The organism is Photobacterium galatheae (assembly GCF_000695255.1).
GTDB lineage: Bacteria > Pseudomonadota > Gammaproteobacteria > Enterobacterales > Vibrionaceae > Photobacterium > Photobacterium galatheae.
Genome location: NZ_JMIB01000024.1, coordinates 1 through 25,655 on the forward strand (window position 1 = coordinate 1; position 25,655 = coordinate 25,655).

Sequence of the window (25,655 nt, forward strand, 5' to 3'; positions counted from 1 at the left end):
GTCTCTCCCTCCGCACCAACATTCGATCTGATTCAGATCATCTGCAGGGCTATCGCCAAGCGGTAAGGCAGCGGCTTTTGATGCCGCCATCCCCTGGTTCGAATCCAGGTAGCCCTGCCATTTTCAAAGCGTTTCGAACGTTTGAAAAATGGCTACGTAGCTCAGTTGGTTAGAGCACATCACTCATAATGATGGGGTCACAGGTTCGAATCCCGTCGTAGCCACCATTTACTTCGAAACTAAGATGTAAATGGAAAGAAAAAGTCAATACACGCGGTGGTGGCGGAATTGGTAGACGCGCTAGCTTCAGGTGCTAGTGCCCGCAAGGGCGTGAGAGTTCAAGTCTCTCCCTCCGCACCAATTGACTTCTTCATAAAAAGCCTGATGAAGCCATCAGGCAATAAGTAACATTCTAGGGCTATCGCCAAGCGGTAAGGCAGCGGCTTTTGATGCCGCCATTCCCTGGTTCGAATCCAGGTAGCCCTGCCATACTTTAAGGTAACGAGCTTTACCATCTCGATATCTTTCCTGATCCGACAGGTAAATACCACGTGCGGTGGTGGCGGAATTGGTAGACGCGCTAGCTTCAGGTGCTAGTGTCCGCAAGGACGTGAGAGTTCAAGTCTCTCCCTCCGCACCAACTTTCTCTCTTTCAGAAAGTTATTCATCTTCGGGTAGACTTCATTGTCGTATCCATACAATCAACCAGCGAAAGCTGGTTTTTTTTGTCTCTGTCGAAATCGTTTGTCCGTTTTCAGAACAAGAAAAAAGCCACACCACGGTGGCTTTCGTATCTGCGGCATTCGGAATTACAGTCCCAAAGCATATTGCAGCACTTTGTGCTTCAGTGGGCCTGTATGCTCCGCAAGTTTCAAACCCAAATTCCGCATGAAAACAACAGGCTTCAGATCGTTACTGAACGCTTTATAGAACACATCCATCCCCGTTTGCATGAACAGGTTATCCGGACGACGACGTTGCTCATAGCGCTTGAGAACCTGTGTTTCGAACCAGTATTGACCGCCGTTCGCCATTTCATCCAGCAAGACATCCACATCCTTGAAGCCCAGGTTCACCCCCTGCCCCGCCAGTGGATTAATGGTATGTGCCGCATCACCCAGCAAGACGATGCCCTCTGAATAATAAGACTGCGCATGACGACGGGTGAGCGGGAAACTCCCTTTGTTCAGCACTTTAATCGGCCCCAATTCAGTCGGAAACGTCTTGAGGATTTCCGCTTCCAACTGGGCTGATGTCATCGCCGATAACTGTTTGATCCGGGCAGGACTGTCATACCAGACCAGCGACCCCTGATGCCCAGGTAAGGGCAGAAAAGAACGCGGCCCCTGCGGGGTAAACTGTTGCCAGGTGATATCCTGTTGCGGCAATTCAGTTTCCACATGAATGAGCATACAATGCTGGCGATAGTCCCAGGCTGTAATCCCAATGTTGGCCTGCTGGCGCACTCGGGAATTCGCACCGTCTGCCCCAACCAGCCAACGCGATTGCAGAACCTGACCGTTATCCAGTGTCACTTGATAACCAGCTTCATTCCGTTCAAATTGAGCCAGCCGTGCCGGACAAATGAGTGTCAGATTCGGCACCCCTTCAAAGGCCTGCCATAAACCCAGTTGAATCACACGGTTTTCCACCATAAAACCCAACTCTGACAATGCCAGATCCGCCGCATTGAAACGGGTCCGACACTCCGGATGTTCCCAGGTTTCCAGCCGTCTGAAGGGGCAAAGTCGCATAGCGCTGATATTGTCCCAGGCATTCAGTCGCTTCAGAAGTTTTACAGACTGTGCCGATATCGCGGACACCCGCAGATCCATCGCCTGACTATTGTTGTAAGGTGTTGGCTGCTCTCCTTCAATGACAGCCACTTTGCGCCCCTGTCGGGCCATCCCCAGTGCTGCTGCCGCACCCACCATACCGCCGCCGGCGATCACCACATCAAACTGTTCCATGCTGGTATCTCAATTCACTGCTTTGCCGACATTCTAACGGCTTTCAGCAAGTTGACCACCATCAACCTGATGTCCGCTGTCAATTCCGGCGGCTTTGTCCCCGAAGATTGATCTCAGCCCGACTGTCTCCGTTTCAAAACACACCGCCTGCCCGTTTTATAATCAGCATGGATGATCTAGTCAGGCCGTGTCGAAAGCAGTACAATACGCGGCTTGCAATTTAAGCTGGCCCACAGTCGAGGGATCAAAGGCCCTTCAACTCCCGGCCCACGCTGCATCAGCAGCAGAAAATGCACCGAATTAACACTACGAGTGAAGAGTTAGACATGGCGAAGAAACTGCTTATCAAAACCTGGGGCTGTCAGATGAACGAATACGATTCATCCAAAATGGCCGATCTTCTCAACGCCAATGGCGGTTATGAATTAACAGAAGAACCAGAAGAAGCAGATGTACTGCTGCTGAACACCTGCTCGATCCGTGAAAAGGCTCAGGAAAAAGTCTTCCACCAGCTTGGCCGCTGGAAAACCCTGAAAGACAAAAAGCCGGGTCTGGTGATCGGTGTCGGGGGTTGTGTCGCGACTCAGGAAGGGGATTCCATTCGTGAGCGTGCGCCGTATGTCGACGTCATTTTTGGTCCTCAGACCCTGCACCGCCTGCCAGAGATGATTTCCCAGTCGCAATCTTCTGAAGCGCCAGTGATGGACATCTCTTTCCCAGAAATTGAGAAGTTCGACCGTCTGCCGGAGCCCCGTGCAGAAGGGCCGACGGCTTTCGTATCCATCATGGAAGGCTGCTCGAAGTACTGTACTTTCTGTGTGGTTCCTTACACTCGTGGTGAAGAAGTCAGCCGTCCACTGGACGATGTGCTGTTCGAAATCGCACAACTGGCAGAACAAGGGGTTCGTGAAGTCAACCTGCTGGGCCAGAACGTGAACGCCTATCGTGGTGCAACCCATGATGGCGAAATTGCGTCTTTTGCTGAATTGTTACGTCTGGTTGCCGCCATCGACGGTATTGATCGGATTCGCTACACCACCAGCCACCCGATTGAATTTACGGATGACATCATTGAAGTCTACAAAGACACCCCAGAAGTCGTGAGCTTCCTGCATCTGCCGGTACAAAGTGGTTCAGACCGGATTCTGGCGATGATGAAGCGTCCGCATACTGCCATTGAGTACAAGTCGAAAATCCGTAAGCTGCGTCAGGCTCGCCCTGAAATCACCATCAGCTCAGACTTCATTGTGGCATTCCCGGGTGAATCTGATCAGGACTTCCAGGACACCATGAAGCTGATCCGCGACATCGATTTCGATATGAGCTTCAGTTTCATCTATTCTCCACGTCCGGGTACGCCAGCGGCAGACTACCCATGCGACTTGCCAGAAGACGTGAAGAAACAACGCCTGTATGAACTGCAACAGCAGATCAATACCCAGGCCATGCGTTACTCACGTCAGATGCTGGATACAGAGCAGCGCATTCTGGTTGAAGGTCCTTCGAAGAAAAACATCATGGAACTGCGCGGTCGTACCGAAAACAACCGGGTCGTGAACTTTGAAGGCTCTGTGGATTTGATCGGTCAGTTTGTCGATGTCAAAATTACCGATGTATTCAACAACTCCCTGCGTGGTGAACTTGTCCGCACAGAAGCAGACATGAACCTGCGTATTGCCATGTCTCCAAGCGAGGTCATGGAGAAAACCCGTAAAGAAGATGAATTGGGTGTAGGCGTTTATACTCCTTAATAAGAGGACAGAAATATCTGCCCATGCCCAGTTATTCCGGCCGCCCGTCACAGTGGGCGGCCTATTGAGAGGCAAATCTTGAGCAAAATTATTACTGTTGAACTGAATCTCGAACCCGCCGATAACCACCGCCTGGCCAGCCTTTGCGGTCCATTCGACGACAACATCAAGCAACTGGAACGCCGTCTGGGCGTTGAAATTAACCACCGCAGCCACAGTTTCAGTATCGTCGGCCAGCCCCATACCGCCGAAGCAGCAGCCAATATCCTGAAAGACCTGTATGTTGACACCGCCCCGGTGCGCAATTTGATCCCGGATATTGAGCCGGAACAAATTCACCTGGCCATTAAAGAATCAGGCGTTCTGGAGCAGGATGTCAGCTCCAGCATCCCTTACGGTAAAGAAATTCACATCAAGACCAAAAAGGGTGTCATTAAGCCACGAACGCCGAATCAGGCTCAGTACATCGCCAATATGGTCGGTCATGACATTACTTTTGGTGTGGGTCCTGCGGGGACGGGGAAAACTTATCTGGCCGTTGCAGCGGCTGTTGACGCACTGGAACGTCAGGAAATCCGACGGATCCTGCTGACCCGTCCTGCGGTTGAAGCCGGTGAAAAGCTGGGCTTCCTGCCCGGGGATCTGAGCCAGAAAGTCGACCCTTACCTGCGCCCGCTCTACGATGCCCTGTTTGAAATGCTGGGTTTCGAGCGCGTCGAAAAGCTGATTGAACGCAATGTCATTGAAGTTGCCCCGCTGGCCTACATGCGTGGCCGGACTTTAAATGACGCCTTTATCATTCTGGACGAAAGCCAGAATACGACGGTCGAACAGATGAAAATGTTCCTGACCCGGATTGGTTTTAATTCCCGTGCCGTCATCACCGGCGACGTGACTCAGATCGACCTGCCGCGTGGTGCCCGCTCCGGTCTGCGCCATGCCATTGAAGTGCTGGCCGATGTCGATGAGATCAGCTTTAACTTCTTCCAGGCCACCGACGTGGTTCGCCACCCAGTTGTCGCCCGTATTGTGCAAGCGTACGAAGTCTGGGAAACGGAAGATCAGAAACAACGTAAACTGGCTGAACAGCGTCGCCGAGAACAACAGGAAGCGCGTCAGGTCAGCTCAGAAACGGAATAATCAAACAGATGTCAATTTATCTGGATTTACAATTTGCCACCGCTGAAGAAGGTGGCATGCCAACGGAAGCAGACTTTCAACGTTGGCTCGAAGCTGCTGTAACACCGTTTCAGGCCGATGCAGAAGTCACCGTCCGACTGGTTGACGAGGCAGAAAGCCAGACCCTGAACCGGGACTACCGGGGCAAGGACAAACCGACCAATGTGCTGTCATTTCCGTTCGAAGCCCCACCGGGTGTTGAACTGGAACTGCTGGGCGATCTGATCATCTGCCGTCAGGTCGTTGAAAAAGAAGCTGAGGAACAGAATAAACCCCTGCTCGCGCACTGGGCACATATGGTTGTACACGGCTCGCTTCATCTGCTAGGTTATGACCATATTGAAGATGACGAAGCCGAAGAGATGGAAGCGCTGGAAACCGAAATTATGCAAGGTTTAGGGTTTGCCAATCCTTACGCGGCTGACCAATACTAACATCAGCCTTGGCAGTCATCGCCAAATACAGTCGGTCACTTTTCAGTTGCCGGCTTTCCGTGGCTCCGGCCACCTATTTGAATAGAAAGCAATGAACGACGATAACCCCCAAAATTCTGACGGTCCGAGTCGAAAGACCTTCTTTGAACGTATTGGACAGCTCTTTCAGGGCGAGCCTCAAAATAAGGAAGAGCTGGTCAGCGTGATCCGCGATTCTGAAGAGAATGCCCTGATCGATCACGACACCCGCGACATGCTGGAAGGCGTGATGCAGATCTCTGAAATGCGAGTTCGCGACATCATGATCCCCCGCTCGCAAATGGTCACCATTGAACGTTCTCAGAAGGTTGAAGACCTCATTGATATCATTGTTGATGCCCAGCACTCACGCTATCCGGTAATCAGCGATGACAAAGACCACGTTGAAGGCATTCTGCTGGCGAAAGACCTGTTGCAGTATCTACGCCCGGACAGTGAGCCGTTTGACCTCGACGTTATCCTGCGTCCGGCCGTTGTTGTGCCGGAAAGCAAGCGGGTTGATCGCCTGCTGAAAGAATTTCGGGAAGAGCGCTACCACATGGCCATTGTGGTCGATGAATTTGGTGGTGTCTCCGGTTTGATCACCATTGAGGATATTCTGGAGCAAATCGTTGGCGAAATCGAAGATGAATTCGACGACGAAGAAGAACAGGAAATCCGTCAATTAAGTAAACACACCTGGAATGTGAAGGCATTGACCACCATTGATGACTTCAACAAATTGTTCCAGACCAACTTCAGCGTCAACGACATCGATACTATCGGCGGTCTGGTGATGACCAGTTTTGGTCACCTGCCAAGCCGTGGCGAAGTCGTTGAACTGGAAGGGTATGCATTTAAGGTTACCGCTGCGGACAGCCGCCGGATCATTCAGTTACAAGTGACGGTGCCGCAGGAGGCACATCAACCAACGATGACGCCCTGATGAGACGAATCGACAATTTAAACCTTTTGGGACGGCTGCTTTTGGCCGTCCCGGCCGGTGCGCTGGCGACACTCTCTTTCGCCCCTTACCAATACTGGTTCCTTGCACCGCTCTCCCTCATTATTTTCTTTACCCTGCTGCAAAACCAGCGTCCAAAAACGGCTTTCCAGACCGGTTTCGCTTGGGGACTGGGCCTCTTCGGCAGTGGTGTCTGGTGGGTTCACGTCAGTATTGCTGACTTTGGCGGCATGCCCATTGCTGCCGGACTCTTCCTGATGGCCCTGCTGATTGGCTATCTGGCAATTTATCCGGCCCTGTTTGGCGCACTCCTTGCCCGATTTGGCCTTGGACGCCCTTTCCACCAGTTGATGCTCATCGGTCCGGTGCTCTGGCTGCTGCTTGACTGGATACGCGGTTGGCTGTTCACCGGCTTTCCCTGGCTCTGGCTGGGTTATGGTCAGATTCACGGACCATTTGCCAGCTTTGCTCCGATCCTGGGGGTTGAAGGCCTGACCCTTGCACTGGTTCTGAGCTGTGGTGCTCTGGTTGCTGCCGGTTACTACCGGAACTGGAAACCACTGATGGTTCCGGCACTGCTGCTGTTTCTGGCTTATCAAACGAAAGGGATTGAATGGGTTCAGCCTGAACCCTACAAGCCGGTGAAAGTCGCGCTGGTTCAAGGCAACATTCCACAGGCTCTGAAATGGCAACCGGATCAACGCTGGCCGACCCTGATGAAGTATCTGGATCTGACCCGTGAGAACTGGGATGCCGATATTATCGTCTGGCCGGAAGCCGCGATCCCTGCACTGGAGCAACAGGTCGGCACCTTTCTGAGTCGCATTGATGAAGCGGCCCGGATGAATCAGAGTGCTGTGATCACCGGTGTGCTGGACAGAACTGAGCAAGGTCAGTATTACAACAATATCCTGACGCTGGGTGTGAACCGAGACGGCGCATACCACTACGACACGACAAGCCGGTACAGCAAGCATCATTTATTGCCGTTCGGTGAGTTTGTGCCCTTTGGCGACTTACTGCGGCCACTGGCACCGATTTTCAACCTGCCAATGTCATCGTTCAGTCGGGGGAACTTTATCCAGCAAAATCTGGAAGCTAACGGCTATGCGCTGGCACCGGCATTGTGCTATGAAATTGCGTTCAGCGAACAGGTTCGCCAGAACGTCGGCTCAGGGACAGACATACTGCTGACGTTATCCAATGATGCCTGGTTTGGCCGTTCCATCGGCCCGCACCAGCATATGGAAATCGCTCAGATGCGCGCACTGGAAACCGGAAAACCTTTACTGCGCGCTACCAATACCGGCGTGACCGCTGTCGTCGATTACCAGGGCAAAATCATTGCGGAGCTGCCACAGTTTGAGACCGGGGTCCTGCGCGCCACCGTGACGCCGACCAAAGGGCTGACACCTTACACCTCATTGGGAAGCTGGCCGCTCTATCTTTACCTGCTATGGTCGGTCACATTGTCCTGGCTGCTCGTGAAGCGACGCCGGGGAGATTTCAGAGAAACCAACCCACAGGAAGGGGTTCACTGATCTCAAGCATCACATTAAAAAACAAACAGAGGGCCAGCGGCCCTCTGTTTGTTTCATCATCAGAACAGCAGCACGCTAAGGTGCAAGGGGCTGCCGGGTGAACTGCGTCCCGCCGCACTGCGTACAAGGTTCAATCACACGAACATGAGTGTACTGCTCATGATACCCACATTTCTCGCACACCAGATTACCCAGCCCGACCATTTCACCGGCCTTGTACACGCCCCGATGCTTGAGATCGTCCATGACTTCAACCCATTCGAGTTGTGTCTTGTCCGTCACTTCCGCCAGACCACGCCAGATCGTTTCTGACACCAGTTGATAAAACGGACTTTCAGAAAACGGCTCAGGGCTTTCCTGCACGTTCTGACCGAACTCATTCAAATCCCGTCTGAAATACTCCCGGATCAACGCCAGCTCATCCTTGGTCATATCACCGGCAGCTTCCCGGTATTTTTCACTGGTATCAACCCAGTGCTTTAACTCTTCCGGACTATGTCTGAGCGTTTCCGTGATCTCTTCCAACATGGATTCATAGGCTGCTTTTTGTTTCACCATCTCAGTTCTCCCAGGCTAAACCGCCAACTCGGGTCTTCCTTGTCTGAAATATCACAAGAATAAGCGCACCGATTCGGTCTCAGCTATTGTTGCTCCCTTTACCTTTAGTTATTCTATGTCGATTATTTTGACTGTGTTTGTATTCAACTCACAAAAATCCCGGATGTCATCGATGCAAGAACAATACCGTCCTCAGGACATTGAACAGAAAGTTCAAGAACATTGGGACAACAATAAAACCTTTGTTGTAAGTGAAGACCCGAATAAAGAGAAGTTCTACTGTCTCTCGATGTTCCCTTATCCAAGCGGACGACTTCACATGGGTCATGTTCGTAACTACACCATCGGTGATGTCATCTCTCGCTACCAGCGCCTGCAGGGCAAAAACGTCATGCAGCCAATCGGCTGGGATGCCTTCGGCCTGCCTGCTGAAAACGCCGCCGTGAAAAACAACACAGCGCCGGCACCTTGGACATACGAAAACATCGACTACATGAAGAACCAGCTGAAACTGCTGGGCTTCGGTTACGACTGGAACCGTGAATTTGCCACTTGTACTCCAGAATACTACCGCTGGGAACAAGAGTTCTTTACCAAGTTGTACAACAAAGGCCTGGTTTACAAGAAGACCTCTTCTGTGAACTGGTGTCCGAACGACCAGACCGTACTGGCAAACGAACAGGTTGAAGACGGCTGCTGCTGGCGCTGTGACACACCTGTTGAACAAAAAGAAATCCCGCAGTGGTTCATCAAGATCACCGCTTATGCTCAGGAGCTGCTGGACGATCTGGATAATCTGGAAGGCTGGCCTGACATGGTGAAAACCATGCAGCGCAACTGGATCGGCCGTTCCGAAGGGGTAGAACTGTCTTTCGAAGTGGAAGGTCAGAATGCACCGCTGGAAGTCTATACCACCCGTCCGGACACCCTGATGGGTGTGACCTACGTGGGCATCGCAGCGGGCCACCCACTGGCTGAGCTGGCGGCACAAAACAACCCTGAACTGGCTGCGTTCATCGAGGAATGTAAAAACACCAAGGTTGCTGAAGCTGAACTGGCTACCATGGAGAAAAAAGGCATGGCCACCGGCCTGTATGCCATCCACCCGCTGAACGGCCGCCGTGTTCCGGTTTACGTCGCGAACTTTGTGCTGATGGATTACGGTACAGGTGCCGTGATGGCTGTGCCGGCCCACGATCAGCGTGATTTCGAATTCGCGACCAAGTATGGTCTGGACATTGTGCCTGTGATCAAACCGGCTGACGGCAGCGAGCTGGACATCAGCGAAGCCGCTTACACTGAGAAAGGCGTGCTGTTTGACTCAGGTGAATTCGATGGTCTGGACTTCCAGGCAGCATTCGATGCCATCGCAGCGAAACTGGAAGCTGAAGGCAAAGGCAAGAAAACCGTGAACTTCCGTCTGCGTGACTGGGGTGTTTCCCGTCAGCGCTACTGGGGTGCCCCTATCCCAATGGTCACCACTGAAGACGGCGAAGTACATCCGGTGCCAGCCGATCAGCTGCCGGTGATCCTGCCGGAAGATGTCGTGATGGACGGCGTCACCAGCCCGATTAAAGCAGATAAAAGCTGGGCAGAAACGACCTTCAACGGTGCGCCTGCACTGCGTGAAACCGATACTTTCGACACCTTTATGGAGTCGTCCTGGTACTACGCACGTTACTGCTCGCCACAAGCGGATGAAATGCTGGACTCTGATGCTGCCAACTACTGGCTGCCGGTTGACCAGTACATCGGGGGGATTGAGCACGCGTGTATGCACCTGCTGTATTCCCGCTTCTTCCATAAACTGCTGCGCGACAGCGGTATGGTCACCAGCGACGAGCCATTCAAGCAACTGCTGTGTCAGGGCATGGTACTGGCAGATGCCTTCTACTATACCAATGACAAAGGTGCCAAAGTTTGGGTCTCCCCGACAGATGTAACGCTGGATCGCGATGAGAAAGGCCGCATCACCAAAGCAACCGATATGGATGGCAACGCGCTGGTGCATTCCGGCATGACCAAGATGTCCAAATCGAAGAACAACGGTATCGACCCGCAGGAAATGGTCGATAAGTACGGTGCAGATACCGTGCGTCTGTTCATGATGTTTGCTTCCCCGGCGGATATGACGTTGGAATGGCAGGAATCTGGGGTTGAAGGAGCTAACCGCTTCCTGAAGCGTGTCTGGAAACTGGTCTTTGAACATACAGCAAAAGGTGCGGTCGAAGCACTGGATGCTTCAGCACTGAGCGCCGATCAGAAAGCCCTGCGCCGTGACGTTCACAAAACCATTGCCAAAGTGAGTGATGACATTGGCCGTCGTCAGACGTTCAATACAGCCATTGCTGCTATCATGGAGCTGATGAACAAGCTGGGTAAAGCACCGCAGGAAACAGCTCAGGATCGTGCCCTGCTGGACGAAGCCCTGAAGGCTGTGGTTCGGATGCTGTACCCAATTACCCCGCACATCAGCTTCGAGCTGTGGCATGCGCTGGGTGAGTCTGATGTTGACCAGGCGGAGTGGCCTGTGGCTGACGAGAAAGCCATGATCGAAGATGAGAAGCTGATCATCGTTCAGGTCAATGGCAAACTGCGTGCCAAACTGACGGTCGCCGCCGATGCTGACAAAGATCAGGTTGAGGCCATAGCATTGTCTGACGAGAACGTTTCGAAATTCACCGACGATAAAACCATTCGTAAGGTGATTTACGTGCCGGGCAAGCTGCTGAACATCGTTGCCAACTAATTCAGGCAAACGAACAACGCCTTCCTCCGGGAAGGCGTTTTCTCTTTTACCTCTGTTGCTATTAAACAAGGAGTAGACACGGTGAGCACCGCTTCATCCCTACTGTCCCGTTTTCGTCTGGTCATTATCGCTGTGCTGGCACTGACAACCACCGCCTGTGGTTTCCACCTGCGTGGGAATTACATGCTGCCCGACGACATTGCCCGCCTGTCTCTGACCAGTTTTGATCAATACGGCCCGCTGACCCGTATGGTCAAGTCTCAGTTTAAGCTGCATGGCATCGAAGCAGTACCGCCATCGGCTCAGATCCCGAATCTGCATCTGCTCAGCGAATCTCAGGGAGAGCGTACACTCTCGCTGTACCAAAACAGCCGGGCAGCTGAATACGAACTGACGTATACCGTGAACTATCAGGTTGTTGTGCCGGAAAAAGGCGCAAAGCGTTTTACCACCAAGGTCAACCGCAGCTTTCTGGACAACCCGCTGACTGCACTGGCAAAGTCGGTCGAACGCGACATGCTGCTGGATGAAATGCGCCAGCAGGCCGCCCGCCAGATCATGCGCCAGCTGGCTCGTCTGACCGCCGATCTCAATCAGATAGACACTGAGACTGAAAACGTACAGGGCGTATCCACGATTGAAACGGAAACGGATGCCGACAAACAGGCAGCAGAGCAGCTTTTTGAGACCAAAGGCACTGTTGCACAATGAGGATCTACCCGGAACAACTGAGTGAGCGGTTAAAACAAGGATTATCAACCGCTTACCTGCTGTCTGGCAACGAGCCGCTCTTACTGCAGGAAACGTCGGACAGCCTCAGACAGAAAGCCAAAGCGGAAGGCTTCCTTGAGCGTCACAGCTACACCATTGATAACCAGCTCGACTGGCATGAGGTTCTGGATAACTGTCAGGCACTGAGCCTATTCTCAAACCGTCAGATCATAGAGCTGACGCTGCCGGACAATGGACTCAATGCCAATCAGGCAAAATCACTGCAAACGGTGATTGATGCACTGCACCCGGATATTCTGTTACTGGTATTCGGCCCCCGTCTGAATAAAAAGCAGGAAAGCAGCGCCTGGTTCAAAGCACTGACAGCACTGGGCATTTACGTCCCCTGTAATACACCGGATGCCCGTCAGTTACCCCGATTCATTCAACAACGCTGCCAACAGCTTGGACTGAACGCCGATGCCGAATCGATCCAGCTACTGGCCCAGTGGCATGAAGGCAACCTGTTAGCGCTCACACAAAGCCTGTACAAACTCACCCTGATTTATCCGGACAATACACTGACAGTCCCGCGTATTCAGGATGCGCTGAGCCGGCACAACCACTATACCCCCTTCCAGTTACTGGATGCCCTGCTGGCCGGACAGGCGAAACGCAGCCAGCGAATCCTTCGTCAGCTGGAAGCAGAAGGTGTCGAAGCGATCATCATTCTGCGGACACTACAGCGTGAACTGACCCAGCTATACCGAATGCAGGAAATGGGACGACAAGGGACTCCCCTGAACCGGATCTTTGAAAATTTCCGGGTCTGGCAAAGCCGGCGCGAGCTTTACGTTGGCGCCCTGCACCGTCTGCCTTTACCTACGCTACTCCAGGCACTCCACCTGCTTGCCCAGTTGGAACGACAGGTGAAAACAGACTTCAACAGCCATATCTGGTCTGGATTAAGCACCCTAAGCACGCTGATGTGTGGCCTGAACAGAGGATTGCCGTTGCTTTGAGCAAGGCAAATTATTGTTAAATCTGGCTACTGCTCAAAAAAACAACCTCCGCAAGCCCGGCAAAGCGCAGCACCGATTGAGCATGCGATACTCCGGCGTTAAAATGTGAACCCGATCGGCTCATCCGACTCTAACAAACAGAGCCTGTTCACCCGGAATGCAAACTGAAATGAGGGAGACCCTTTTGCAGGTACAAGAACTACACGACTTTATCATTGATAAAATTGATGACATGAAAGCGCAGGACATCGTCACCCTGGATGTCCGCGGTAAATCCAGCATTACTGATCTCATGGTCGTTTGCACCGGCACCTCGAACCGACACGTTGCCTCGATTGCTGATAATGTCAATAAAGCCTCCAAGCTCATCGATTTTCCACCCTTTGGTATCAGCGGTGAAGAAGACGGCGAGTGGGTTGTCGTCGATATGGGGAGCGTGATGCTGCACATCATGCAGGAAGATGCCCGACAGCTTTATCAATTAGAAAAGCTCTGGGGCTGAATGACAGATGAAGTTACAACTGATTGCTGTCGGCACCAAAATGCCCAAATGGGTAGAAACCGGCTTTGAAGAATACCGACGCCGTTTTCCCAAAGACATGCCACTGGAACTGATTGAGATTCCGGCAGGAAAACGTGGCAAAAATGCAGACATTGCACGTATTCTTCAAAAAGAAGGGGAAGCCATGCTGGCCGCAGTGGCCAAAGGCAACCGCATCGTCACGCTGGATATTCCCGGAAAGCGCTGGGATACCGAGCAACTTGCCGGACAACTGGAAAGCTGGAAGCTGGACGGGCGTGATGTCTCGATTCTGATCGGCGGACCTGAAGGTCTGGCACCAGCGTGTAAGGCCGCGGCAGAACAAAGCTGGTCACTGTCTCCGTTAACACTGCCACACCCTCTCGTGCGTATCGTGATGGCGGAAAGCCTGTACCGGGCATGGAGCATCACGGCCAATCATCCATACCACAGGGAATAAACCGGCATGCGCAAGAAGCGACTTCAGATCCGCGATCATCAGTCAGAATCGTCTCTCTTTTTCCGACGTGCCATCGTCTCCTTTGCCGGTATCCTTGTCTTGATTGGTGTCTTGATTGCCAACTTGTATCATATTCAAGTCAGCGAGTTTGATGATTACCAGACGCGCTCCAATGACAACCGAATCAAAGTTGTTCCGGTCGCTCCAAACCGGGGGATGATTTACGACCGTAACGGCGTGCTACTTGCCGAGAACCGGCCCGTGTATTCCCTGGAAGTCGTAACTGAAAAAGTTCCGTCGCTGGACGATTCCCTGGAACGGCTCAGAGCCTTGCTGGGCATCACGGATGAAGAAATTGAGCGCTTCGAAAAAGAACGCCGCCGCACACGCCGTTTCAACTCGGTTCCATTACGCAACCAGCTCACTGAAAAAGAAGTCGCGCTGTTCTCTGTCAATCAACACCGTTTCCCCGGTGTTGAAGTCAAAGCCTATCTGAAGCGTTATTACCCGTATGGCGATGCCCTGACCCATGTACTGGGCTATGTTGCCAAAATCAATGATCGTGATTTAGACATGCTGGATCGTCAGGGCCACCTGAACAACTATAAGGCGACCCGGGATATCGGCAAACTCGGGATTGAAAAATACTACGAAGAAATGCTGCACGGCACCTCGGGTTATCAGGAAGTCGAAGTGAACAGCCGGGGTCGTGTTATTCGTACGCTGAAATATGTCCCGCCGGTTCCAGGAAAAGATATCCGCCTGAATTTGGATATTGATCTGCAGCTCTATGTTCAGCAACTGCTGACCGAGAAAAAAGTCGATCCGGACACCGGCAAAGAATTTATCAAACCTAAACGTGGCTCCGTCGTCGTGCTGGATCCGAAAGATTCTTCTGTTCTGGCGATGGTCTCCAGCCCGAGCTATGACCCGAACCTCTTTGTTCATGGTATTTCCGGCAAAGCATACCGGGAATTGCTGAATGATAAAGACAGGCCCCTGGTGAACCGAGTCACCCTGGGGATTTATCCACCCGCATCAACCGTCAAACCGGCCATCGCCGTCGCAGCTTTATCTGAAGGTGTGATCACCACCAGCACCACACGGAATGACCCAGGATTCTGGAAAATTCCAAACTCCAAGAGCCGGCCATTCCGTGACTGGCTGCGCTGGGGACACGGCAAGGTCAGCATTCATAAAGCGATTGAAGAATCGGTAGATACCTTTTTCTACCAGATCGCCTATGACATGGGGATAGACCGCCTGTCTTCCTGGATGAGCAAATTCGGTTACGGTGAATACACTGGCATTGATATCTACGAAGAAAGCAAAGCCAACATGCCAACCCGGGAATGGAAACAGGCTCGATTCCGCCAGCCCTGGTATCAGGGCGATACAATTCCAGTCGGGATTGGTCAGGGCTACTGGACCGCGACCCCATTGCAGATTGCCAAAGCGACGACAGTTCTGGTGAACAATGGTGCGGTTCGTGCCCCTCATTTGCTGAAAGATATTATTGGGCCAGAAGGCGAAACACCGGCCAAGTACGAAGTCTTCCCGCCGGTCACTGGCGTGGAACCAAAATACTGGCAGGTTGCGAAAGACGGCATGTACCGCGTACTCTTCGGCACCCGGGGGACAGCACGTCGTGCTTTCTACGGCGCTGAGTATAAGGCCGGCGGTAAATCAGGCTCTGCGCAGGTTTTCGGTTTGGCTGAAGATGAAGAATATAACGCGGAAGAGCTGGAAGAGCACTTGCGAGATCACGCACTGTTTACGGCTTTCGCACCTTTTGAGAATCCGCAGGTTGTGGTTGCCATGGTGCTGGAGAACGCCGGTGGCGGTTCCAGAAACGGTGGTCCGGTCGCCCGACAGATCTTCGATCACATGTTACTGGATCACCGTGATGAACATGACACCAACAAATCAACACTTGCCGAGGTAACACGATGAGTATCATGGCTGCCGCAGGCAGTAAAACGACCCTGAGTGACCGACTTCATATTGATGTACCACTGTTACTGGGGATCCTGACCCTCATGGGGTTTGCACTGGTGGTCATGTACAGTGCCAGTGGTCAGAATCTGGCCATGATGGAAAGACAGGCTGTCCGGATGCTGCTGTCATTGGCCATTATGTTCATCCTCGCCCAGATCGCGCCCCGCCACTATGAAGCCTGGGCCCCTTACCTGTTCGGCGTCGGGCTGCTTTTACTGGTCGGTGTCTTACTGTTCGGAGAAATTTCCAAAGGTGCTCAGCGCTGGCTGGATCTTGGTGTGGTTCGTTTCCAGCCCTCAGAACTGATCAAACTGGCTGTGCCACTGATGGTCGCCCGGTTTATCGGGAATCATCCGCTGCCGCCCAGCCTGAAGAACATCGTGATCGCCACGCTCATGATTTTTATCCCCACGATTCTGATTGCCAAACAACCCGATCTGGGTACATCAATCCTGATTGCTGCTTCCGGGGTCTTCGTGCTGTTTTTGTCTGGGATCAGCTGGCGCATCATCATTTTAGCCGGTCTGCTGGTCGCTGCCTTTATCCCGCTTCTCTGGTTCTTCCTGATGCATGACTACCAGCGCACCCGGGTACTGACTCTGTTCAATCCTGAGTCAGATCCACTGGGTGCTGGCTATCACATTATCCAGTCAAAAATTGCCATTGGCTCAGGTGGTATCACAGGGAAAGGCTGGCTGCACGGCACTCAGTCACAGCTGGAATTTCTGCCAGAACGCCATACCGACTTTATCTTTGCCGTGATCGCTGAAGAATGGGGGCTGGCAGGTGTCGTCGGTCTGCTGGCACTCTATGTGTTCATTATTGGCCGTGGGCTATTGCTGGCAAGCCGCGCTCAAACAGCCTTTGGTCGCATGATGGCAGGCAGTATTGTCCTGAGTTTCTTCGTTTATGTTTTTGTAAACATCGGCATGGTCAGTGGTTTACTGCCCGTTGTTGGTGTTCCCCTGCCGCTGGTCAGTTACGGTGGAACCTCCATGGTCACCCTGATGGCAGGCTTTGGAATTCTGATGTCTATTCACACTCACAGAAAAATGCTGTCTAAGGCGAACTGATGCGCATTGCTTCTCAATCGATGATTTTCTCTTTGTGCTTCACCTTGCTTCTGGCCGGGTGTAGCACCACATCCACTTCAGAGCGGTATCAGATCAAAGACGATCGTGCCCCGGACAGTTCACCCACACTGGATCATCTTGAAGATGCCCAGCCAAGATATGAGACCAAGAGTCTGGCCGGAAATGTGAACTACAAGCTGAATGGCCAGCATTACACGATATTACCGACGGATCAGCCTTTCACTCAGGAAGGTCTGGCCTCCTGGTATGGCAAGAAGTTCCACGGGCACCAAACCTCAAACGGCGAAATTTACGACATGTACTCCATGACAGCAGCACACAAAACGCTGCCGCTGCCAAGCTATGTCAAAGTCACAAATAAAAATAACGGTAAAACCGCGATTGTCCGGGTGAACGACCGCGGCCCATTCCACGAAGGGCGAATTATTGACCTGAGTATGGCTGCCGCAACCAAACTGGATGTGATCGGCCATGGCACCGCTCCTGTCAGTATTGAACTGATCCAGATGCCCAAACCTGATACAGCTGAGTGGCACAGTGCCAACCCGAGATGGTTTTTCGTCCAGCTTGCTGCTTTTAGCGATCTGAGCAAAGCTCAGGCTGCTGCTCAGAAACTCAAAGCTGAATTCAACACCGATGTTGAGCTGAAAAAAGCGACCTCCGCAGCCATCTACCGACTGCGTCTGGGACCATTTCTGGACTCACAGAAGGCTGAGCAATTGCGAGATCAGGCAAGAACTTCACAGTTTCCGGAAGCTTTTGTGGTCTCAGAGCTGCGCGAGTTGAACTAATTTGCCAACCTCAAGTCTGACAAAAGAATGTAAAAATTTCTCAAGATTCCTGTATGGCCCATTATATCGACAGGTTGAGAACTGTTTATCAGGACTCAATCTGCTATAGTGGTTCCAATTTTGTTATCCGCAATCCAAGTAACAACTATCATGAATAAATCTGCTGCATTTTTTCGCTCTGTCACAATCTCTGCCGTATTGGTGACAAGCCTTTCCGCGACAGCGGCTCCAGCCGTTGTTCCAGAAGCCCCGCAGATAGCCGCGAAAGGTTATGTCCTGATGGATTACCATTCAGGAAAAATTCTGGCCGGACAAAATGAATACCAGAAGCTGCCGCCTGCGAGCCTGACCAAAATGATGACCAGCTATGTCATTGGCCAGGAAATCAAACGCGGTAACATCTCTATGGATGATACAGTGGTGATCAGTAAGAATGCCTGGGCAAAAAACTTCCCTGGGTCATCCAAAATGTTCATCGAAGTCGGCAGTGAAGTCAAAGTGGCTGACCTCAACCGCGGGATCATCATTCAATCTGGCAATGATGCTTGTGTTGCCATGGCTGAGCATGTTGCCGGCTCTGAAGACTCTTTTGTTGATTTGATGAACGGCTGGGCAAAAACGCTGGGGATGGATTCAACCCATTTTGCCAACGTACACGGCCTGGATAATCCAAATCTGATGACCACCCCTTATGATATGGCGCTGCTGGCTCAGGGCCTGATCCGTGACGTGCCGGACGAGTTTGCAATCTACAAGGAAAAATCCTTCCGATATAACGGCATTGAACAGTTCAACCGAAACAGCCTGCTGTGGGATAAGAGCCTGAATGTCGATGGCCTGAAAACTGGCCATACAGACAATGCAGGCTACAGTCTGGTCAGTACCGCCACCGAAGGCCAGATGCGTCTGATCGCTGTGGTGATGGGCACCAAAAATGCCAACGCCCGGAAAGCTGAAAGTAAAAAGCTGTTGAACTATGGCTTCCGTTTTTTCGAAACTGTTTCGCCGCATAAAGCCAATGAAACCTTTGTGACTGAAAAAGTCTGGATGGGTGACATTGACGAAGTCTCTCTGGGTGTCAATCAGGATACGTACGTCACCCTGCCGCGTGGCTCCGTCAAAGATCTGAAAGCCAACTTTGTCCTGGAAAAAGAGTTGAAAGCGCCAATTCATCAAGGCGATGTTGTCGGGAAACTGTACTACCGCCTGGGCGAAGAAGATGTTGCAGAATACCCGCTGCTTGCACTGAATGATGTCAATCAGGGAGGTATTTTCAGCCGTCTGATTGATTATATCGTCCTGTTGTTTAAGGGCTGGTTGAGCTAATCGCTTCCACATGAAAAAGGACAGCCATGTTGTCCTTTTTCTTTTTGCTCGATTCATGACCTTATTCGCACCATCCCGTTCCCTTGACATGACTTGTGTTATGGACGGCGAGCCATTAATATGCTGCCCTTAATTGTGATACACCGCATACCTTTCCGGGAGTTCAGCATGCAACAGCAAGAACAGCCAAAACTTAAAGATTTACTCGAGTTCCCTTGCCAGTTTACCTACAAGGTAATGGGCTTTAATAAGCCTGAGCTGCCGGACCTGGTGGTAGAAGTCATTCAACGCCATGCTCCGGGTGACTACACGCCATCTGTAAAGCCAAGTGGCAAGGGTACCTACAGCGCAGTGTCGATTACAATCACTGCGACTCACATCGAACAGGTTGAAACGCTTTATAAAGAACTGGGTGAAATCGACATCGTCCGTGTCGTCCTCTGATACCTGGTCCTACCGAGCAATTGGCGGCTGAAATTTCAGCCGCCAAGTTTTATAATGCACCATTATTGGTCTCTTCTGATACGCAGCAGAGACCGACAGACAACATGGGTGTGAATGTGCAAAGAAATCTCATTGTCCGCAACCTGGGCCTGAAAGACTATTCTGTCACTTATGAGGCCATGCATGATTTTACCGCCGATCGCGATGACAACACCGTCGATGAAATCTGGCTGGTCGAGCACCTTCCCGTTTTTACTCAGGGTCAGGCTGGTAAAGCCGAGCATGTGCTGAATCCCGGCGATATCCCTATCTTTCAGAGTGATCGCGGTGGACAGGTCACCTATCATGGTCCGGGGCAGCAAATGATGTATCTACTGCTCGACCTGCGCCGCCTCAAGCTGGGCGTTCGTGAACTGGTCACGCACATTGAAAACACAGTAATCAACACGCTATCCCGCTTTGGGGTAACTTCTAATGCCCGTCCGGATGCCCCCGGTGTCTACGTCGACGGCAAAAAAATCTGCTCACTCGGTCTACGTATCCGTCGCGGCTGTTCTTTTCATGGCCTGGCCCTCAACGTCAACATGGATTTATCGCCTTTTATGCGCATCAATCCCTGTGGCTATGCGGGTATGGAAATGACTCAGCTGGCTATGTTCAATGGCCCAACAGAAATGGCTGATGTACAACCTATACTTGTCGATGAGTTAGTGAAATTGCTCGATTACCAGAGCATTGAGTGGACAACGGAAAGCAATTAATCATGAGCAAACCGATCGTAATAGAACCAGGTGTCAAATATCGTGACGCCGACAAAATGGCCCTGATCCCAGTTCGTAACATGGAAGCGGAGGAAAAGCCCCGCGAAATGCTGCGTAAACCGGAATGGATGAAAATCAAACTGCCGGCTGATACCCAGCGTATCCGGGACATCAAAGACGCGATGCGCAAGAACAACCTGCACTCGGTCTGTGAGGAAGCATCCTGTCCGAACCTGGCAGAGTGTTTCAGCCACGGCACGGCCACCTTCATGATTCTGGGTGCCATCTGTACCCGCCGCTGCCCTTTCTGTGACGTTGCCCATGGCCGTCCGCTGCCACCAAGTGCCGAAGAGCCAGTTCATCTGGCACAGACCATCGCTGACATGAAACTGCGCTACGTTGTTGTCACTTCAGTTGACCGTGACGACCTGCGTGACGGTGGTGCACAGCACTTTGCTGACTGTATCCGTGAAATTCGCGTGAAAAGTCCGGAAATTAAAATCGAAACGCTGGTTCCTGACTTCCGTGGCCGGATGGATCGTGCGCTGGATATCCTGCGTGACAATCCGCCAGATGTCTTCAACCACAACCTGGAAACCGCGCCACGCTTGTATCGTAAGGCCCGCCCGGGTGCGAACTACCAGTGGTCGCTGGATCTGCTGAAGAAATTCGGCGAAATGCATCCGAACGTACCGACGAAATCCGGCCTGATGATGGGTCTGGGTGAAACTAAAGAAGAGATCATTGAAGTCCTCAAGGATCTGCGTGCACACGGTGTGACCATGCTGACACTGGGACAGTATCTGGCACCAAGCCGCCATCACCTGCCCGTTGAACGCTATGTGCCGCCATCAGAGTTTGATGAGCTGAAAGAAATTGCACTGGAGCTGGGCTTTACCCATGCGGCCTGTGGTCCGTTTGTTCGTTCGTCTTACCATGCCGATCTGCAGGCGAAAGGTGAAGAAGTGAAGTAATCATGACTCAAACAGGCAGCCACCACTGCCTGTTGATGTCCCTCAGCATTACTCACTAAGCACATCAAAACGTTTCAGCCATAAAAAAACGCTTCGGGATCATTGAATCCGAAGCGTTTTTTGTCTCTGTTTCAAAAATTGAAACGGTTCAGGCTGTAAAAACGCTACAGCCTGAAAGCATCAACTTTGATTCTCTTTATCAATCGCGGCCGCCAGTACCGGCGCTAAACTTTCCAGCGCTTCCTCAGTGATCGGCTTACCGTCTTCATCCGTGACGGTGATTGATGTCCGGTTCCCCAGATCACCCAGCTGTAATTTGTAATCCCGGTTCGTGAGCTGAAGCGGCTGAATGCCCAGCTCAGTCCAGAAATCATCATCCGGGGCACGGAAAGCGACATCTACGGTTCCCTGTGAACGATTTCGGCTGTCTACCGTGAAGCCCAGCATCTGCAACAGGCTCGGTAAACGCTCCCAGAACACATTATAAGGCGCACGCGCAATAATCACGGGCAGGCCGCTCCGATCACGCCCCATGCTGATTGGGATTTGTTTGACCAGTTCCTGCGCACGCAAGCGGGCTTTCTCACGCTCGTAAGCGTCGTATTTCGCCATGACCAAATTGGTCATCAAAATACTGTAGCGTTCCTGATTCACCAGGCTTACAGATTTGTCTACACCGGCTTCACGCCAGTCCAGCAGTTTAATGGTATACAGGTTCTGGCCATTCTCACTGGAGCGGGTGATCCGATACCGGCTGCTGATTTCAGTGTCTTCATCTTCGTTGTTCCACTGAACCCAACTGGTTTCGAGCGTCTGTGCGGTGTCAACATCAAAAGCAATATTTCTCTCTTTGCCAAGACGCTTTGTCAGCGTCCAGAGTTCATTCAGCTCTTCAGCTTTGACTAGTTGCAGACTCACCGTCCCATCAGCATTATGGACAGCTCTGGCTCCCGGAATCAGCGCAAGCACCTGTTGCGGGGGACGGATATCGACCGCTTTACCAATGACACCGGCATACTCGGCAGCCGGAATGCTATATTCGCCCGACACCGTTGCCGCGCCGCCACTTGGGCTGTTCCAGCTGCTGAGCGGTGCAGTTTCCAGATAATTAAAATCCTGATTTGCCTGACGGCGGCGCTCAGCACCACCCGAACAGCCAGCCAGTGTCGCGACCATGACAGCCGTAACTGCCAGCCTGTAATTTACATTCATGTAGAGCTCTTACGTTCCTATGCGGTAGCCAGTGAAGGCAGCAGTTTCGCATCTTTCAACGCTTGCAACACAACGGGTTCAGCCTCTTTGCTCAGTGGCGTCAACGGCAGACGTAATGTCCCGTACTGGATCAGCCCCATTTTATGCGCTGCCCATTTCACCGGAATGGGATTGGACTCAATGAACAGGTTCTTGTGCAGTGGCATTAATTTCGCGTCAATGGCTTTCGCAGCTTCAACCTCGCCATTTAAGGCCAGTTTGAACATGGTTGCCATCTCCTGCGCAGCAATGTTTGCCGTCACCGAAATCACACCATGGCCGCCAAGTGCGACAAATTCCAGACCTGTTGCATCATCACCGCTAAATTGGAGGAAATCTTCGCCGCAAAGTTCCCGGGTTTTTACGACACGGGACAAATCACCGGTCGCATCTTTAATGCCAATAATGTTATCCAGCTTCGCCAGGCGCGCCACGGTTTCCGGCAGCATGTCGACAGAAGTACGACCCGGAACGTTATACAGAATTTGTGGCAGGTCGGTGGCTTCAGAAATCGCCTTGAAGTGCTGATACAAACCTTCCTGTGTCGGTTTGTTGTAGTAAGGCGTCACAGTCAGGCAAGCCGCAACACCCGTACCGGAGAAAAGTTTACTGAAAGTGATGGCTTCATGGGTGGCATTTGCGCCTGTACCGGCAATCACAGGGATACGACCCTGAGCAAAATCAACTGTCTTCAGCACGACTTTCACGTGCTCTTCAACCGTCAGCGTGGCGGACTCGCCTGTGGTTCCTACAGCAACCAGCGCATCTGTGCCTGCTGCAATATGATATTCAACCAAGGATTTCAGGCTGGCGTAATCTACTTCACCGACTTCATCCAAGGGCGTAACTAGCGCTACCATGCTACCAGTAAACATGTCGATCTCCCTTTTTTATTGATTTCTCATGGTACTTTTCAGTGACAGTAAACACAAGCGAGCAGAATGTAAAATAGCTGTCATAGATGCCCAGAATGTATCCGCTATTGCCAAGCCTGTGATCCCCTGTCAAAAGTCGATTAAACCAGTGAGTTACGCCAGTTGCAGGGCATTACGCAACAAAATATATCTTTCCTCACCATATCATCATTTGTTCCGGTAACTTCATGGCAGGAGATAAGTTTGCTGTGCTACCATGCATGCATGAATGTCATCAATGTGAAACTGTATGGAACACTACCTCGTTATTACCGCGATTGGCACCGACCGGCCGGGCATTACCGATGAAATCACCCGACATGTCTCCCAGAGCGGTTGCAATATTGAAGACAGCAGACTGGCGATTTTCGGCAGCGAATTCACTTTTATCCTGCTCCTGTCTGGCACAGCCTCGTCCATTGCACGGGTTGAGGCAACACTCCCATTGCAGGCCCAGCAGCTTGATTTGCTGACCATGATGAAACGTACAACCCGGCACGAACACCGTTTTTACCCTTATACGGCTGAATTCCATATCGAGGGAAACGATGCGCTGGGGCTCATTGAGAAGTTCACCCATTTCTGTGCCACGCGCCAGATAGACATTTCGGCACTCAGCGCCCACTCACAGGAAGCTGAAGATAACGAAGACAACCATGGGGAAGACCAACTGACCCTGCAACTGAGTACGAACCTGCCGGAAGGTTGCAACCTGATGTCTTTACAGGAAGAATTTGAAGACCTGTGCCAAACGGTGCAAGTCGCAGGCACCGTGACATTTACCGGCCATAATCCGAAAGAAAAATAAGGAACAACACATGCAAACCTTGACTGCAGGTACCCCTGCACCTGAATTTACGCTTCTGGATCAAAATGGTGCACCTGTCAGCCTGAACGATTTCAAAGGGAAAAAGGTGCTGGCCTATTTCTATCCCAAAGCAATGACGCCAGGGTGCACTGTGCAGGCTTGCGGGCTGCGTGACAGCAAAGCTGAGCTGGATGCCCAAAATGTTGTGGTCCTGGGGATCAGTATTGATCCAGTCAAACGTCTGCCGAAGTTTATCGAACGCGACAACCTGAATTTTACCCTGCTGTCAGACGAAGACCACGCCGTTGCTGAGCAATTCGGTGTCTGGGGAGAGAAAAAGTTCATGGGGAAAACCTATGATGGCTTGCATCGCATCAGCTTCCTGATCAACGAAGAGGGTGTGATTGAGCATGTTTTCAATAAGTTTAAGACCAAAGATCACCACGAAGTCGTGCTGAACTACCTGAAAGAAAACAATTAAGTTTATTCTCTGCTCATCAGAAGGCCGCTCGATGCGGCCTTTTTTTGCAACCCAAACGGCCTACTCCGGTTGAGGGGCTGTCTTGCCCCACAAAACCACAGCAATGCCGCCTAAGATAGCAACGGATGCGATGAAGAGTCGTATACTCACCGACTCCGACAGGAAAATAACGCCCCCCAGAGCAGCCAGTACAGGCACGCTGAGCTGCACAGTTGCCGCGCTCATCGCGGGTAAAAAAGGCAGCACACTGTACCAGATGGCATACCCGAGCCCGGATGCAACACCACCAGATAAAATGGCATACATCACGCCGAGGCTGTCAAAGTGCGTTCTTCCCACAAGCAAACAACAAACCACTGCCATTGGCACCGCCCGCAAAAAATTACCCGCCGTAACATGCAGGGGATCCGTTGTCCCCTGTCCTCTGAGGGTATAGATTCCCCATGCGCCTCCGGCCGTCATCATCAGCAATGCACCTTGCCAGGAGGGTGCAGATACGCCGGGTAACAACAGAACCGACAGACCAGCCAGTGCCAGCATAAACCCCGTCAATTGCCAGAACGTCATTCGTTCTCCGCGCCACACCGCCACAGCCATCATGGTGATTTGTACGGCAGCAAACAGCAGCAAGGCACCAGTCGCCGCAGTCAGGCTCAGATAGGCAAAAGAAAAGCCGGCAGCATACACAAACAATGAGAAAGCAGAGATCCAGCTTCCTGCCACGCTGACGGTGCGTGTGTGAACCGGGGTTTTCAGCCGATGAAGCAGCCACAGCAACACAGCACCCGATACTAACCGAATCAGGGTAAAACTGGCGGGATCAATGTCTGTCTCAGATAAGGCAACTCTGTTGAGGAGGGAGTTGGCAGCAAAAGCCAACATGGCCAAGGAGGTGAACATCAATACTCTGAAAGGTATCGGCATGCTCCCTCCCGG

The 25,655-nt window shown here is 51.9% G+C and carries 24 protein-coding genes and 5 tRNA genes; 24 read left to right on the forward strand and 5 right to left on the reverse strand.

All coding sequences use genetic code 11. From position 1 onward, the window contains the following. Window positions 1-45: 45 nt before the first annotated feature. From EA58_RS12105 to EA58_RS12125, 5 genes are all read left to right on the forward strand, one after another. A tRNA-Gln gene (locus tag EA58_RS12105) sits at window positions 46-120 on the forward strand. Between the two features lie 30 nt (window positions 121-150). After that, a tRNA-Met gene (locus EA58_RS12110) sits at window positions 151-227 on the forward strand. A 46-nt stretch (window positions 228-273) separates the two neighbouring features. Then, a tRNA-Leu gene (locus EA58_RS12115) sits at window positions 274-360 on the forward strand. Between the two features lie 54 nt (window positions 361-414). Continuing rightward, window positions 415-489, forward strand: a tRNA-Gln gene (locus EA58_RS12120). Between the two features lie 64 nt (window positions 490-553). Further along, window positions 554-640, forward strand: a tRNA-Leu gene (locus tag EA58_RS12125). Window positions 641-809: 169 nt separating this feature from the next. On the opposite strand, the gene EA58_RS12130 is transcribed toward EA58_RS12125, so the two are convergent. Next, window positions 810-1,970: a 2-octaprenyl-3-methyl-6-methoxy-1,4-benzoquinol hydroxylase gene (locus tag EA58_RS12130; protein ID WP_036753063.1), complete on the reverse strand. Its 1,161-nt coding sequence runs from the start codon at window positions 1,968-1,970 to the stop codon at window positions 810-812. 326 nt (window positions 1,971-2,296) lie between these two features. Between EA58_RS12130 and miaB the strand changes: the two genes are divergently transcribed. From miaB to lnt, 5 genes are all read left to right on the forward strand, one after another. After that, complete coding sequence (miaB, locus tag EA58_RS12135) at window positions 2,297-3,721, forward strand: tRNA (N6-isopentenyl adenosine(37)-C2)-methylthiotransferase MiaB (RefSeq protein ID WP_036753065.1); 1,425 nt, start codon at window positions 2,297-2,299, stop codon at window positions 3,719-3,721. A gap of 75 nt (window positions 3,722-3,796) precedes the next feature. Continuing rightward, window positions 3,797-4,861, forward strand: coding sequence for a PhoH family protein (locus EA58_RS12140; protein ID WP_152548008.1), 1,065 nt, complete (start codon window positions 3,797-3,799; stop codon window positions 4,859-4,861). Between the two features lie 8 nt (window positions 4,862-4,869). Next, on the forward strand, window positions 4,870-5,334 hold the full coding sequence (ybeY, locus tag EA58_RS12145) for an rRNA maturation RNase YbeY (RefSeq protein ID WP_036753069.1): 465 nt from the start codon (window positions 4,870-4,872) through the stop codon (window positions 5,332-5,334). A 91-nt stretch (window positions 5,335-5,425) separates the two neighbouring features. Beyond that, entirely contained in the window at window positions 5,426-6,298 is an 873-nt protein-coding gene (corC, locus tag EA58_RS12150; protein ID WP_036753072.1) for a CNNM family magnesium/cobalt transport protein CorC, read from the forward strand. Beyond that, the gene (gene lnt / locus EA58_RS12155; protein ID WP_036753074.1) at window positions 6,298-7,857 is read left to right on the forward strand and encodes an apolipoprotein N-acyltransferase; all 1,560 of its coding nucleotides are present in this window, start codon (window positions 6,298-6,300) and stop codon (window positions 7,855-7,857) included. Before corC ends, lnt begins: the two co-directional genes overlap by 1 nt. A 75-nt stretch (window positions 7,858-7,932) precedes the next feature. On the opposite strand, the gene EA58_RS12160 is transcribed toward lnt, so the two are convergent. Then, on the reverse strand, window positions 7,933-8,415 hold the full coding sequence (locus EA58_RS12160; RefSeq protein WP_036753077.1) for a zinc ribbon-containing protein: 483 nt from the start codon (window positions 8,413-8,415) through the stop codon (window positions 7,933-7,935). A 172-nt stretch (window positions 8,416-8,587) separates the two neighbouring features. On the opposite strand from EA58_RS12160, the gene leuS reads away from it, so the two are divergent. The 12 genes from leuS (at window position 8,588) to lipA (ending at window position 21,265) form a co-directional block, all read left to right on the forward strand. Then, a complete protein-coding gene (leuS, locus tag EA58_RS12165) occupies window positions 8,588-11,164 on the forward strand; it encodes a leucine--tRNA ligase (RefSeq protein ID WP_036753080.1) in 2,577 nt (858 codons plus the stop codon). 81 nt (window positions 11,165-11,245) lie between these two features. Next, complete coding sequence (locus EA58_RS12170; RefSeq protein WP_081819642.1) at window positions 11,246-11,875, forward strand: LPS-assembly lipoprotein LptE; 630 nt, start codon at window positions 11,246-11,248, stop codon at window positions 11,873-11,875. Then, window positions 11,872-12,897, forward strand: coding sequence for a DNA polymerase III subunit delta (holA, locus tag EA58_RS12175; RefSeq protein WP_036753083.1), 1,026 nt, complete (start codon window positions 11,872-11,874; stop codon window positions 12,895-12,897). The genes EA58_RS12170 and holA overlap by 4 nt, the downstream gene beginning before the upstream one ends. A gap of 169 nt (window positions 12,898-13,066) precedes the next feature. Then, window positions 13,067-13,399 carry a ribosome silencing factor gene (gene rsfS, locus EA58_RS12180; protein WP_412177946.1) on the forward strand — a complete coding sequence of 111 codons (333 nt, stop codon included), beginning with the start codon at window positions 13,067-13,069 and terminating at the stop codon, window positions 13,397-13,399. Between the two features lie 7 nt (window positions 13,400-13,406). After that, entirely contained in the window at window positions 13,407-13,877 is a 471-nt protein-coding gene (gene rlmH / locus EA58_RS12185; RefSeq protein ID WP_036753089.1) for a 23S rRNA (pseudouridine(1915)-N(3))-methyltransferase RlmH, read from the forward strand. Window positions 13,878-13,883: 6 nt separating this feature from the next. Then, window positions 13,884-15,830, forward strand: coding sequence for a penicillin-binding protein 2 (gene mrdA, locus EA58_RS12190; RefSeq protein WP_036753090.1), 1,947 nt, complete (start codon window positions 13,884-13,886; stop codon window positions 15,828-15,830). Beyond that, a complete protein-coding gene (gene mrdB, locus EA58_RS12195; RefSeq protein WP_036753092.1) occupies window positions 15,827-16,948 on the forward strand; it encodes a peptidoglycan glycosyltransferase MrdB in 1,122 nt (373 codons plus the stop codon). The genes mrdA and mrdB overlap by 4 nt, the downstream gene beginning before the upstream one ends. Beyond that, window positions 16,948-17,760 (forward strand): septal ring lytic transglycosylase RlpA family protein, encoded by an 813-nt coding sequence (locus EA58_RS12200; protein WP_152548009.1) that lies wholly within the window; start codon window positions 16,948-16,950, stop codon window positions 17,758-17,760. The genes mrdB and EA58_RS12200 overlap by 1 nt, the downstream gene beginning before the upstream one ends. Before the next feature lie 150 nt (window positions 17,761-17,910). Next, the gene (locus tag EA58_RS12205; protein WP_036753093.1) at window positions 17,911-19,086 is read left to right on the forward strand and encodes a serine hydrolase; all 1,176 of its coding nucleotides are present in this window, start codon (window positions 17,911-17,913) and stop codon (window positions 19,084-19,086) included. A 168-nt stretch (window positions 19,087-19,254) separates the two neighbouring features. Continuing rightward, entirely contained in the window at window positions 19,255-19,530 is a 276-nt protein-coding gene (gene ybeD / locus EA58_RS12210) for a DUF493 family protein YbeD (RefSeq protein ID WP_036753097.1), read from the forward strand. A 116-nt stretch (window positions 19,531-19,646) separates the two neighbouring features. Further along, window positions 19,647-20,291 (forward strand): lipoyl(octanoyl) transferase LipB, encoded by a 645-nt coding sequence (gene lipB / locus EA58_RS12215; RefSeq protein WP_036753174.1) that lies wholly within the window; start codon window positions 19,647-19,649, stop codon window positions 20,289-20,291. 2 nt (window positions 20,292-20,293) lie between these two features. Then, the gene (lipA, locus tag EA58_RS12220; RefSeq protein WP_036753100.1) at window positions 20,294-21,265 is read left to right on the forward strand and encodes a lipoyl synthase; all 972 of its coding nucleotides are present in this window, start codon (window positions 20,294-20,296) and stop codon (window positions 21,263-21,265) included. A gap of 180 nt (window positions 21,266-21,445) precedes the next feature. Here lipA and bamC read toward each other — a convergent pair whose 3' ends face one another. Both bamC and dapA read right to left on the reverse strand, forming a co-directional pair. Continuing rightward, window positions 21,446-22,477, reverse strand: a complete 1,032-nt coding sequence (gene bamC / locus EA58_RS12225; RefSeq protein WP_036753103.1) for an outer membrane protein assembly factor BamC — start codon at window positions 22,475-22,477, stop codon at window positions 21,446-21,448. A 17-nt stretch (window positions 22,478-22,494) separates the two neighbouring features. Beyond that, window positions 22,495-23,391: a 4-hydroxy-tetrahydrodipicolinate synthase gene (gene dapA / locus EA58_RS12230; RefSeq protein WP_036753106.1), complete on the reverse strand. Its 897-nt coding sequence runs from the start codon at window positions 23,389-23,391 to the stop codon at window positions 22,495-22,497. Window positions 23,392-23,680: 289 nt separating this feature from the next. Here dapA and EA58_RS12235 point away from each other — a divergent pair, with 289 nt between their 5' ends. After that, window positions 23,681-24,238, forward strand: coding sequence for a glycine cleavage system transcriptional repressor (locus EA58_RS12235; RefSeq protein WP_036753109.1), 558 nt, complete (start codon window positions 23,681-23,683; stop codon window positions 24,236-24,238). 10 nt (window positions 24,239-24,248) lie between these two features. Beyond that, window positions 24,249-24,719, forward strand: coding sequence for a thioredoxin-dependent thiol peroxidase (bcp, locus tag EA58_RS12240; protein WP_036753112.1), 471 nt, complete (start codon window positions 24,249-24,251; stop codon window positions 24,717-24,719). A 60-nt stretch (window positions 24,720-24,779) separates the two neighbouring features. On the opposite strand, the gene EA58_RS12245 is transcribed toward bcp, so the two are convergent. After that, a complete protein-coding gene (locus EA58_RS12245; protein ID WP_036753114.1) occupies window positions 24,780-25,643 on the reverse strand; it encodes a DMT family transporter in 864 nt (287 codons plus the stop codon). Between the last annotated feature and the right edge of the window lie 12 nt (window positions 25,644-25,655).

Excerpts from the sequence above, each read along its gene's own strand:
- EA58_RS12130 (WP_036753063.1), bottom strand. The coding sequence starts at position 1,970 with ATGGAACAGTTTGATGTGGTGATCGCCGGCGGCGGTATGGTGGGTGCG.
- miaB (WP_036753065.1), top strand. The coding sequence starts at position 2,297 with ATGGCGAAGAAACTGCTTATCAAAACCTGGGGCTGTCAGATGAACGAA.
- ybeY (WP_036753069.1), top strand. The coding sequence starts at position 4,870 with ATGTCAATTTATCTGGATTTACAATTTGCCACCGCTGAAGAAGGTGGC.
- corC (WP_036753072.1), top strand. The coding sequence starts at position 5,426 with ATGAACGACGATAACCCCCAAAATTCTGACGGTCCGAGTCGAAAGACC.
- lnt (WP_036753074.1), top strand. The coding sequence starts at position 6,298 with ATGAGACGAATCGACAATTTAAACCTTTTGGGACGGCTGCTTTTGGCC.
- EA58_RS12160 (WP_036753077.1), bottom strand. The coding sequence starts at position 8,415 with ATGGTGAAACAAAAAGCAGCCTATGAATCCATGTTGGAAGAGATCACG.
- leuS (WP_036753080.1), top strand. The coding sequence starts at position 8,588 with ATGCAAGAACAATACCGTCCTCAGGACATTGAACAGAAAGTTCAAGAA.
- holA (WP_036753083.1), top strand. The coding sequence starts at position 11,872 with ATGAGGATCTACCCGGAACAACTGAGTGAGCGGTTAAAACAAGGATTA.
- rsfS (WP_412177946.1), top strand. The coding sequence starts at position 13,067 with ATGAGGGAGACCCTTTTGCAGGTACAAGAACTACACGACTTTATCATT.
- rlmH (WP_036753089.1), top strand. The coding sequence starts at position 13,407 with ATGAAGTTACAACTGATTGCTGTCGGCACCAAAATGCCCAAATGGGTA.
- mrdA (WP_036753090.1), top strand. The coding sequence starts at position 13,884 with ATGCGCAAGAAGCGACTTCAGATCCGCGATCATCAGTCAGAATCGTCT.
- mrdB (WP_036753092.1), top strand. The coding sequence starts at position 15,827 with ATGAGTATCATGGCTGCCGCAGGCAGTAAAACGACCCTGAGTGACCGA.
- EA58_RS12200 (WP_152548009.1), top strand. The coding sequence starts at position 16,948 with ATGCGCATTGCTTCTCAATCGATGATTTTCTCTTTGTGCTTCACCTTG.
- EA58_RS12205 (WP_036753093.1), top strand. The coding sequence starts at position 17,911 with ATGAATAAATCTGCTGCATTTTTTCGCTCTGTCACAATCTCTGCCGTA.
- ybeD (WP_036753097.1), top strand. The coding sequence starts at position 19,255 with ATGCAACAGCAAGAACAGCCAAAACTTAAAGATTTACTCGAGTTCCCT.
- lipA (WP_036753100.1), top strand. The coding sequence starts at position 20,294 with ATGAGCAAACCGATCGTAATAGAACCAGGTGTCAAATATCGTGACGCC.
- bamC (WP_036753103.1), bottom strand. The coding sequence starts at position 22,477 with ATGAATGTAAATTACAGGCTGGCAGTTACGGCTGTCATGGTCGCGACA.
- dapA (WP_036753106.1), bottom strand. The coding sequence starts at position 23,391 with ATGTTTACTGGTAGCATGGTAGCGCTAGTTACGCCCTTGGATGAAGTC.
- EA58_RS12235 (WP_036753109.1), top strand. The coding sequence starts at position 23,681 with ATGGAACACTACCTCGTTATTACCGCGATTGGCACCGACCGGCCGGGC.
- bcp (WP_036753112.1), top strand. The coding sequence starts at position 24,249 with ATGCAAACCTTGACTGCAGGTACCCCTGCACCTGAATTTACGCTTCTG.
- EA58_RS12245 (WP_036753114.1), bottom strand. The coding sequence starts at position 25,643 with ATGCCGATACCTTTCAGAGTATTGATGTTCACCTCCTTGGCCATGTTG.